Source organism: Cellvibrio sp. (assembly GCF_053579595.1).
In genome coordinates this window covers 1-10,146 of record NZ_JBRFPI010000142.1, presented here as the reverse complement: position 1 = coordinate 10,146, position 10,146 = coordinate 1, and the positions used below count along the sequence as shown (strand labels likewise).

General features: G+C 54.5%; 10 protein-coding genes. 5 read left to right on the top strand and 5 right to left on the bottom strand.

Going from position 1 to position 10,146, the window contains the following annotated elements:
* From hpf to yjgA, 5 genes are all read left to right on the top strand, one after another.
* The coding region (gene hpf, locus ACWA6V_RS10535; protein ID WP_449522447.1) for a ribosome hibernation-promoting factor, HPF/YfiA family at positions 1–196 on the top strand (196 nt) is incomplete at its 5' end.
* A gap of 98 nt (positions 197–294) precedes the next feature.
* Positions 295–747, top strand: a complete 453-nt coding sequence (ptsN, locus tag ACWA6V_RS10530; protein WP_449522448.1) for a PTS IIA-like nitrogen regulatory protein PtsN — start codon at positions 295–297, stop codon at positions 745–747.
* 12 nt (positions 748–759) lie between these two features.
* Complete coding sequence (gene rapZ / locus ACWA6V_RS10525; protein WP_449522446.1) at positions 760–1,629, top strand: RNase adapter RapZ; 870 nt, start codon at positions 760–762, stop codon at positions 1,627–1,629.
* 3 nt (positions 1,630–1,632) lie between these two features.
* Entirely contained in the window at positions 1,633–1,905 is a 273-nt protein-coding gene (locus tag ACWA6V_RS10520; protein ID WP_310075483.1) for an HPr family phosphocarrier protein, read from the top strand.
* A gap of 103 nt (positions 1,906–2,008) precedes the next feature.
* Complete coding sequence (gene yjgA / locus ACWA6V_RS10515; RefSeq protein WP_449522445.1) at positions 2,009–2,527, top strand: ribosome biogenesis factor YjgA; 519 nt, start codon at positions 2,009–2,011, stop codon at positions 2,525–2,527.
* Between the two features lie 53 nt (positions 2,528–2,580).
* Here the strand turns inward: yjgA and ACWA6V_RS10510 are convergent, their stop codons facing one another.
* The 5 genes from ACWA6V_RS10510 to mreC all read right to left on the bottom strand — a co-directional run.
* Positions 2,581–6,771, bottom strand: coding sequence for a YhdP family phospholipid transporter (locus ACWA6V_RS10510; protein WP_449522444.1), 4,191 nt, complete (start codon positions 6,769–6,771; stop codon positions 2,581–2,583).
* 52 nt (positions 6,772–6,823) lie between these two features.
* Complete coding sequence (gene rng / locus ACWA6V_RS10505) at positions 6,824–8,293, bottom strand: ribonuclease G (RefSeq protein WP_449522443.1); 1,470 nt, start codon at positions 8,291–8,293, stop codon at positions 6,824–6,826.
* Positions 8,290–8,916: a Maf family protein gene (locus tag ACWA6V_RS10500; RefSeq protein WP_449522442.1), complete on the bottom strand. Its 627-nt coding sequence runs from the start codon at positions 8,914–8,916 to the stop codon at positions 8,290–8,292. Before ACWA6V_RS10500 ends, rng begins: the two co-directional genes overlap by 4 nt.
* A 68-nt stretch (positions 8,917–8,984) precedes the next feature.
* Positions 8,985–9,470, bottom strand: coding sequence for a rod shape-determining protein MreD (mreD, locus tag ACWA6V_RS10495; protein WP_449522441.1), 486 nt, complete (start codon positions 9,468–9,470; stop codon positions 8,985–8,987).
* Positions 9,470–10,146, bottom strand: a 677-nt coding sequence (gene mreC / locus ACWA6V_RS10490; RefSeq protein WP_449522440.1) for a rod shape-determining protein MreC, incomplete at its 5' end; no start/stop codon positions are given. The genes mreD and mreC, both read right to left, overlap by 1 nt.

Genomic DNA, 10,146 nt, shown 5'->3' with positions numbered 1-10,146 from the left:
CCGCATCACCAGCACCAATGTTATCCTCTCGGTAGATAAACTTATCCAAAAAGCAGAAGCCACCATCCATGTCAGTGGTAAAGATGTATTTGCTGAAGCTACCCACGAAGATCTGTATGCCGCCATTGATGCACTGGTCGATAAACTTGACCGCCAATTGATTAAACACAAAGAGAAGATGCGCAGCCATCGCTGAGTGCGCGATAGCTCGCCATCGTTAACTGAACCTGTGCCGTCATCGCTACTTTGCGATGTCTGCATTACTTAATGAGAGATGCACTGCATCACCTTGTCATGCAAATTCAATCCCTGATCAGCCCCAGCCGCACCCTCTGCGGCGTCGAAGGGGGCAGCAAAAAACGCGCACTGGAGTTGCTCGCCAACACCATTGCGCAGGATATTCCCGATATTGATGCCGATGAATTGTTCCGCCGCCTGATTGGCCGCGAGCGTCTCGGTTCCACCGGTATCGGCCACGGTATTGCAATCCCCCACTGCCGTATTGAACACTGCAGCGGCACTGTGGGCGCATTGATCACCCTGACCGATCCCATCGATTTCGATGCCATAGATTCGCAACCAGTCGATATTCTGTTTGCCATGTTGGTGCCGGAAGATGCCCACAGCGAACACTTGCAAACCCTGGCAGCACTGGCTGGCGCCCTGAACAATGCCGAATATCGCCAGCGCCTGCGCGCCGCCAAAACGAATGAAGCGCTCTATGACGCAGCGCTAACCACATCGTAAACAGGATTTCATATGCATCTGGTGATCGTCAGTGGCTTGTCCGGTTCAGGTAAGAGTACGGCGCTCCATGTCCTTGAGGATGTGGGGTTTAACTGTATAGACAACCTCCCCGTCAGCCTGCTGCCCGCGCTGGTTGCCCAGATCCAGATCCACAAAGACGACCAACACCGCTTTGCCATTGGTATCGATGTGCGCAATGCCTGGCAGGATCTGGCCATCTTCCCGCAGATGATCAGCACCCTCAAAGAGGCGCACCTGCCCTTCCAAACCCTGTTCCTGGATTCGCAGCCACCGGTCCTGATCCAGCGCTTCAGCGAAACCCGACGCAAGCATCCGCTGTCTGACAAGCACACCAGTTTGGAGGAGGCGATTGCGGCGGAGCAGCAACTGCTGGAGCCTATACGCGATTGTGCCGACCAGATTATCGATACCAGCCACCTGAATCTGCATGAACTGCGCGACCTGGTGAAAGAGCGGGTAGTGGGTCGCAGCGAATCAACCATGGCGATTTTGTTTGAGTCCTTTGGTTTCAAACACGGTGTGCCAGTCAATGCCGATTTGGTTTTCGATGCCCGCTGCCTGCCCAATCCACACTGGAAACCCAATTTGCGTCCGCAAACTGGCAAGGATCAGGAAGTAATCGAATTTCTGGAAGAGCAAATGACCGTAAAGGAGATGTACGAGGATATAGAGCATTACCTGACCCGCTGGCTGCCGCGCTATCAGGCCAACAACCGCAGCTACATTACCATCGCGATCGGCTGTACTGGCGGTCAACACCGCTCGGTGTATTTGTCGGAACGGCTGCAAAAACATTTCGACCACAGTTTTAGCGATGTTCAAGTCCGTCATCGCGATATTAACAAACACAAAAAACCCTAGATCATGCAGACCGAAACGCTCGATATCATCAACAAGCGCGGCTTACATGCGCGCGCCGCCGCCAAACTGGCGACCCTTGCCAACCAATTCCAGGCCAAGGTACTCGCTCGCGTGGGTGAAGGTAATTGGGCCGATGCCAAGAGTGTGATGTCGTTGATGCTGCTAGCTGCTAGCCAAGGCACTGCTCTGGAAGTCAGCGTAGAGGGCGATGACGCTGATGCAGCGCTCTGTGCAATCCGCGCACTGATTGCCGACCGCTTTGAAGAAGGCGAATAAATAGCCTATTGTTAAACCAAAGCCAGCGACAAAGGTTGTTGTTCCTGGGCAACTACTCTAAGCTGCGCGCCCTTTTATTGATTCTTTCTCCGACATTACAGCCATGGTTTACAACTACGACGACATCAACCCCGATGACTTCATCCTCAGCAAATCGCAGGTCAAACGCGATATGCATGCGTTGCAAGCGCTGGGGGAAAGCCTGATCGACATGAACGAAAAGCAACTTGCCAGCATTCCGCTGAGCGACACTATGCTGGATGCGATTTACATCGCGCGCAAATTACCTCCCAAAGAAGCCCGCCGCCGCCAGGTGCAATACATTGGTCGCCTGATGCGCGAAGGCAACCACGAGGAAATTAAAGCAGCAGTGGACAAACTGCAAAACCGCAGCGATCAATACGTGCATCGCCAACACCAGGTAGAGCGCTATCGCGACCTGCTGATTGAAGGCGACAAACAAATTTTCCAAACACTGGTCATCTCTTGCCCCGGAATTGATGTGCAGCACTTACGCCAGTTGATCCGCACCGCGCAAAAAGAGCGCGAAGAGAACAAGCCGCCCGCGAGTGCACGCAAACTCTTTGCGTTTATCCGCGAGCAGTTGGAAGCGCAGGATTAACGTGTTGCGCACAAAAACAAACTACCAAAAACAAGGGCGCCGAATGGGCGCCCTTATTGTTTCTTACCAGACTCATCCTGTACCTCATTGATCGGAGGCGGCTTTTCCACCTCCTTCTTATTCACGCTATCGCGCAAGCTCTGCTCGCTCTCAAACAGCCGGTTAAACTTCATTTTGGGTTCATCCCAGCTACCTTTGATGGTGTAACTGACACTGGTGGCCTGATCTACCTGCTTTTTAAACAGTTTACTGACGATATAGATCCCCGCCGCCGCTGGCAGTCCCGTCGCCAATGCCGCGTAAAAGGTCATATTTCCTGCGACAGGTAAGGTTGCCACCAAACGGGTATTAATCGTTTCGTTGCGCAGGTCGATACTGCCCGCCATTTGCATACCACTCGATGGAGTACGCACTACCAGCGGCTCCTCAAAAACCAATACCCCCTGATTGAATCGAACCTTGCCGTTGATGGTGTCGTAGGCGAGGCCGCTTTTGTAGAGATCGGAAAAATCAAAGCGCAAACGCCGCGCCAGAGTGTCAAAGTTGAGGATCGACATCAAGCGCAGCAGGCCATCACCAGCGCTGGCATCGCGTTTGAAGCTGCCCTGCTCAATACTGATGCTCATATCACCACCCACATTTAGCAGTTGGAAATCTTGCGGCGAACCAGGCCAGAAAAGATCCGCGCGGTAGTGTGCTGCCTTGCTTTCAAGGGTGTCGGGTTTGTCCCAGGCGCGCAATACTTCCGCCATATCGCCTGCATCCAGACTGCCAATAAAGCGGGTTTGCACTCCCACTGGTGTGTTTTGCCAGATTAACTTTGCGCCATCCAACGCATCATCCACACCGCTGATAGTTACCCCGCGGATACTGCCACGGATGTTGTCGATCACTACCCCTTCGTTATTGGGGCGCAATTGTAGCGACCAGTTGCCATAGTTGTTGCCGTCCATCAGCAGCGCCTTGATGGTGATATTGGCCAAGGGTAGTTTGCGCGGATCTATCACTTTTTCCGGTACCACATCCGTGGCTGCTACCTCAGCTGCGGCAGGATCGATAGGTTGCGATTCAGTAGTTTGCGGATCGTCCAAACCAAGCGCAGCACGGCTCAACGACAAGCGGTCAAGATCCACTTGCAGGGGCATAAAGCGGCTGTCGGGTACCAACAAGCGACCGGCCACCACTGCATTATCCAACTGCAACTGCCAACCGGCGCGCACCGGTACGGCAATGACATTAAGGTTTTCCAACGTCGTTGAACCCAGTTCGTATTGTCCCAGCATCAACTCGGCGCGAAAGGGCAGTCCAGCGACCAGGCCGACGGGTTGCTCTAGCAATTCAGGTGCATCAGGCTGCAATGATGACAAGGCTCGCGTGACAGCCGGGGCAAGTCGGTCGCTATAGGTTTTGTAGCGGGATTGCACCGCTTTCAAGGCATCCAGATCAATACCCGGCAAAAAACCGGAAACTAAAAATTGAGGCTGGTCGCTAAGTTTTGCGGTACTGGCAAGGGCGATATTGGCGTTCACCAAACTGTTATTGCGCACCCGGTCGGTACGCAGCAGTGCTTGAATGTCGTTGTTATAGCGCACATCAATTTGCGCTTGGCTCTCTTGCAACCAGAGTTTGAATTCAAATGGCCGTTCGCCTTCAACAGCTTTGCCGTAAGGTGCGGGCAGATCGATGCTGACATTCGCCAGGTTGCTGGTGATCGTGACTTCGGCAAAAGCGCTATCAGCAAATTCCGTCTCCGATTGCACAGTCTCAGCCGTCTCTTCGGGGCTCAGTTCTACAAAATTCTTAGCGCGCTGCGGGCGATGGTTTAATTCTACCAACGCCGTGTAGGGCAAGCTGCCGCTCAGGAAAAGTACCTCCGGGCGCTTGCTCCAATAGGCGATTTTTTGAGCATCGACCACACCGCCTAGCTCGATCAGGGTTTTACTGTAATGATCAAGTTTGCGGGTGCTCAAACTGGCTTCAACCGGCTCATCAAAAAAATGCGCCTTAAGCGTGTTACTACTGATCCCTGTGTCGCTGTTGTAACTGATTTGTCCGGTCAAATCGTCCAGCGCCAGATTGAGGTTTTGTAATTCAAAGCGCGGTACATTGAGTGCCACATCAACTTGTTGGCGCGCACCTGCCGCCTTTTCCTCGCCAGTGCCGATGGGAATGGCCAGATCGAGCCGTGCCCGCATATCGCCTTGCATAAACCAGGAGTCCATACTGCTACCCAGATATTGGCGCAACATGCCCTCGCGCAATACGCGGATACCGTCGCTTGCGGCACCGGTGATTTCCCCATCCACTTCCAACAGCGAACCCTTGCCTTGCACGCGTGGATTAACCCGTACTTCCGCATGTTTGACGCGGCTGGTATAGATCGCGGCGTCGTTAACACTGGCGGAGACTCTTGCATCGCTGACCAGTATACGACCATCCATTTGGGTTAAAGCGGGCCAGCCGGGGTGATAATTCAGCTCGGCATCTTCAATATCCAGATACAACTGGTAGGTACGCGCCATAGGATTTTTGGTATTGAGCGTACCGCGATAGACAAAACCTGCCTCGGTCGCCACACCAGGATTCTGCTCTCCAATGCTCTGCTCTAGCCACTTGTGGAGCGATTGTGGCACTACCGCTGGAGTGTATTTTTGGTAAAGGCTGGCATTGAGCTGCTGGGCACCAATCTGCAAGTACAGGTCGATATCACCGGTGTTGCGCTTCCATGGCAGCCCCAGCCACATGTAACCGCGCGCCAGTTCATCGCCCTTGCGGAATTCCAACTGGCCACTGTTCACATAAATCTGGTTACTTTCCGGTTGCAGATGCCAAGCCACCTGCCCTTTGGCGCTGCCGTACTCCATGGGTTCAGCATAAGTGGGCAAATAGTGCATCGAGAAATGGCGCTGCGAGTCTATATCGACAAAACCACCTTTTTGACCAACTTGCAGATAACCATCTAATCCGCTCAGCGCCGGTACACCCTGCCAGGCATTGGTTGCAATCTGGTCAAGGTTGGCGCGCAATTGCCAGTCTTTGGGCTGGTCCAAAGGCAGGCTCATCTGCAAGTTGCGCAGCTGGCCACGCGGCGCCAGGGTTTTTAACAAATCCTGCAATTTGCCCTCGCCCAAGGCACCTGAGTCGCCCAGCATATTGGTGAAGCGGGCCAGATCCAGTGTATCCATGCTGACTTGCAAGGGGCGTTTAAACCCGGATGAGGCAATCGCGAGGTTAACGTCATTAATGTTATACGCCTTCATGGCGGCGTTGACTTGTTGCAAACCCAAGCGCCATTCGCCGTTGGGCAGCCAAAAGCCAGCGAGCTCTGTAGAAAAACCATCCAGTGATAGACGGTTCGTCCCGACCGGCAGCGACAGACGCTGCAAGCCCAAACGCCCCACCAGATCGTAGCCTTTACCTTTGCTACGGCTTTCAAACCAGATATTGGCATCCACCATGCCTTCACTGAGCAGGCTGGCATCGCCGGTGCCGCTGAGCAGGAATGCACTCGCCGCCGCTATAGGCTCGCTGGTGGGGAAGCGGTTGAGCTGCAGATAACCATGGCTGCGAAATTGCGCCTGATCGCGTGGGTCTCCCTGCCCTTCCATAATCAGGTAAACACTGCGCGGCTGTGCGTCCACATCAATCTGCAGAGCGAGACGATGAAAATCATCGGTGTTTTCGAGCAGCAGGTAGGGCGAATCCAGCTGTACCTGTTTACCGGACGCAAAATGAAAGCGTAGATGGCTGCTCTGGAATTCAATTCGTGTGGAAAGGAGCAGCATATCCAGCAGGGCATCCAGCTGCACTTCGGGCTTACTCGCATCAGCGCGCTTGGGCAAACCGGGAATCTGCCAAAAACCGTCTGCGGTCTGGGCGAAGGTCGTCTCAACCTGGTTGAGCGAGAGATTGCTCCATACCAAACGCAAATTGAGCAGCGACTCCAACATGTCCAGCCGCAGACGCGCCTGTTTAAACGCGACTATGGGTTGGTCAGCTTGGCTCTTGATGTTGAAATCCTGTATTACCAGATTGGGTTTCAGCCCATTCCAGTCGGCTTCAATTTGACCTATCGTGACCTGCGCATTGAGTTTGGATGAAAAATAGTTGGCAATATTTTGGTTGTAGCCACCTAACAAATGGGAAAAGCTACGCCCGGATTGCACCAGCACCGCCAATATAATCAGGGCGAGGGCAATCAGGAAGTAGGACCATTTCACCAATTTGCGTAAAGCGCGTGTCATTACTGCTATCTATTTCCGGACCAGGGTTTACATGGAGTGTGTTGGGTAAACATTAGACCAACACGATATCGTACTGCTCTTGATGAAAGAGCGCCTCAACCCTGAATTCAATGGTGCGCTTGATAAACGCTTCCAAATCAGCCACGTAAGTAGCCTCCTCATCCAGCAGGCGATCTACCACCAGCTGCGATGCCAACACCAAAAATTTCTCATTGTCGTAGGTGCGGGCCATGCGCAGCACCTCGCGGAAAATCTCGTAACACACAGTTTCCGCCGATTTCACCTGCCCGCGCCCTTGGCATACCGGGCAGGGTTCACACAGCATCTGCCCCAAGGATTCGCGCGTGCGCTTGCGCGCCATTTCCACCAACCCCAATTCCGACACCCCGGTAATCCGGGTTTTGGCGTGATCTTTTTCCAACGCTTTTTCCAGGGTGCGCAGTACCTGACGCTGGTGCTCCGGGTCTTTCATATCGATAAAATCGAGAATGATAATCCCACCCAGATTGCGCAGCCGCAGCTGGCGGGCAATCGATGAGGCCGCCTCCAGATTGGTTTTGAAAATCGTCTCTTCCAGATTGCGATGACCGACAAAGGCGCCAGTGTTGACATCCACTGTGGTCATGGCCTCAGTCTGCTCGATAATCAAATAACCGTTGGATTTGAGCGGCACACGCGGCTCCAGAGCGCGGTGGATTTCCTCTTCCACCCCGTAGAGCTCGAGCAACGGTCGGTCGCCACTGTAGAGCTCGATCAACTCCACCAACTGGGGCGCGTACTTGGCCGCAAACTCTTGCATCTGCTGCCAGGTCAGGCGCGAATCCACTCGCACCCGGTCAATCGGCGCGCGCGCCATATCGCGTAGGGCGCGCAGATAGAGCGGCATATCGCGATGAAGTTCCGCTGGCACACCCAAACCGGGTAGTTTCGCACTTAAATCTTCCCAAAGCTGGCGCAAAAACGGAATATCAGCATTGATCGCATCGGCGTCCGCACCTTCAGCCACCGTGCGCACAATAAATCCACCGACAATGCCTTGCTCCGCTACTGCGGTCTCCACCGCTTGCCGCAAACGCTCGCGCTCGGGCTCATCTTCAATTCGGGTAGACACTCCGATATGGCTGGAGTTGGGCATATAGACGAGATAGCGGGAGGAGAGGGTCAGATGGGTCGTCAGGCGCGCGCCCTTGGTGCTGATCGGGTCTTTGGCTACCTGCACGAGCAGGGTTTGGCCTTCGCGCACCAGCGTACGGATATCCGGTACTTCGGCGCGGCGGATTTCGCCTTCAGGCGGCTCGGGCATCATGTCGGCGGCGTGGATAAAGCCGGTGCGCTCAAGGCCGATATCAACAAACGCGGCTTGCATCCCCGGCAGTACGCGTACAACCTTGCCTTTGTAGATATTGCCAACATAGCTTTCGCCATGGCTGCGCTCGATATAAAACTCTTGTACTACCCCGTTTTCAACCAGGGCGACACGGGTCTCCACCGGGGAGACATTGATCAGGATTTCTTCGCTCATACATCCACTCCGGCAGTCCACCAGGGCACACCAAATTCCTGTAGCAACTCCAGGGTCGCCTCGATAGGCAGGCCAACAACGCAGGAGTAGCTGCCGCGAATTTCTTTCACAAACACAGCGCCCAGCCCCTGGATTCCGTAGCCTCCCGCCTTATCCTGTGGCTCACCGGTTTTCCAATAAGCTGCAATTTCAGCGTCGCCGAGTTCGCGAAACGTCACATGCGTGGTGGAGACACGCAGCGCTTGTTGTGTGTGTGAATGGAGGGCAACCGCGGTAATCACTTGATGGGTGCGGCCGGACAGTTGACGCAACATTTGTTGGGCGTGGGCTTGGTCGCGCGGCTTTTCAAGAATTTCACCGTCGAGCAAACCGAGTGTATCGGCGCCGAGGACTGGCGCAATCGGCGATTGTTGCTGGAGCAATTGGGCATAGCCTGCGGCGGCTTTCTCACTCGCCAGGCGCCGCACATAATCCAGAGCAGTTTCACCGGCGGCAGGCTGTTCGGGAATAGCGGCAGAAATCACGGCGTGGCGCACACCAATCTGGCGCAACAGTTCACGTCTACGGGGCGACTGGGATGCCAGGTACAAATCTGGAACAACATCGGAAACAACTGCGCTCACCCTGAAAACTCCTGATACCGCAAAGAATAATTATTGTGCAGGGCTATCCATTATCAACGGCCAAGCTGTTAATGATGGTAGCGATGAGTCATACCATTTAGCCACCAGTAACACGCTGGCCATAAAAGCGCGCTGGTCAGTGCCGGATATAAGAACTGGACGCCCGAGAGCGGACGCCCGGCCATACCCTGTACCCAGTTATCGGTCAGTTGGGCGATCCCCACCAACACAAAGATCCAGCCCGATTGGCGCCAGATCGAAAAATTGCGTACCCGCTGATACGACAGGATGCAGATATACGCCACTATCACCAAGCCAAGGCTGTGCTGGCCAAAAGGCACACCTTCCAGTAGGTCCTGGAACAGCCCCAGCGCACAAAGCAGGGTAAAGCTCACGGTCAGCGGCATAAAAAAGATCCAGTAGATCGCCACCACCAACACAAACTCAGGGCGCCACCAGCGCATATCCATCGGCAGAGGATAAACTGACAGCACCAATGCCATCAAAAAACTCAGGGCAACAATAAAGTAGAGATTAAGCTGCGGGCTGGGCATTAGCGAGCACCACCCACGGAGCTAGACGCGGCCGATGTTGCCGATGAAGCGGCTTCTGCTGCGGGCACGCTCAGAGCCCCAGGCACACTGGCTCGGTCGCGGTTTTCAAAGACCAATAGTAGATGACGGCTGCGATCCAAACGCGCCATTGGTTTGGCGATGACAGTCAAGAACGCCTTACCCGGATCACGCACCACTTGCAGCACTTCCGCCACCGGATACCCCGTCGGAAAACGCTCACCCAAGCCAGAGCTGACCAGCAGATCGCCCGCGCGGATATCGGTGTTCGCTGACACATGGCGCAGACTCAAACTGTTCAAGTCACCCGTGCCTTCAGCGATAGCGCGCACCCCATTGCGGTTGACTTGCACCGGAATCGCATGGGTCGAATCAGAGATCAGCAGCACCGTACTTGAGTTCTCACCCACCTCGATAACCTGCCCCATCAAGCCAAACGCATCCAGTACCGGTTGGCCTTTAAACGCACCATCTTTGCTGCCGCGATTGATAATGACTTTATGGCTAAGCGGGTTGGGCGAGACGCCGATCAGCTCGGCAATCAACACTGTGTCCTGCAGCATCTGGCTGGCATTGAGCAACTGGCGCAAGCGCACGTTTTCCGCCGCCAGTGAGGCGAGCTGTTCGTCGGTGAGGTGTAGCTCGGTCATGGTATTAC

Excerpts from the sequence above, each read along its gene's own strand:
- mreD (WP_449522441.1), bottom strand. The coding sequence starts at position 9,470 with ATGCCCAGCCCGCAGCTTAATCTCTACTTTATTGTTGCCCTGAGTTTT.
- ACWA6V_RS10510 (WP_449522444.1), bottom strand. The coding sequence starts at position 6,771 with ATGACACGCGCTTTACGCAAATTGGTGAAATGGTCCTACTTCCTGATT.
- ACWA6V_RS10520 (WP_310075483.1), top strand. The coding sequence starts at position 1,633 with ATGCAGACCGAAACGCTCGATATCATCAACAAGCGCGGCTTACATGCG.
- yjgA (WP_449522445.1), top strand. The coding sequence starts at position 2,009 with ATGGTTTACAACTACGACGACATCAACCCCGATGACTTCATCCTCAGC.
- ptsN (WP_449522448.1), top strand. The coding sequence starts at position 295 with ATGCAAATTCAATCCCTGATCAGCCCCAGCCGCACCCTCTGCGGCGTC.
- rapZ (WP_449522446.1), top strand. The coding sequence starts at position 760 with ATGCATCTGGTGATCGTCAGTGGCTTGTCCGGTTCAGGTAAGAGTACG.
- rng (WP_449522443.1), bottom strand. The coding sequence starts at position 8,293 with ATGAGCGAAGAAATCCTGATCAATGTCTCCCCGGTGGAGACCCGTGTC.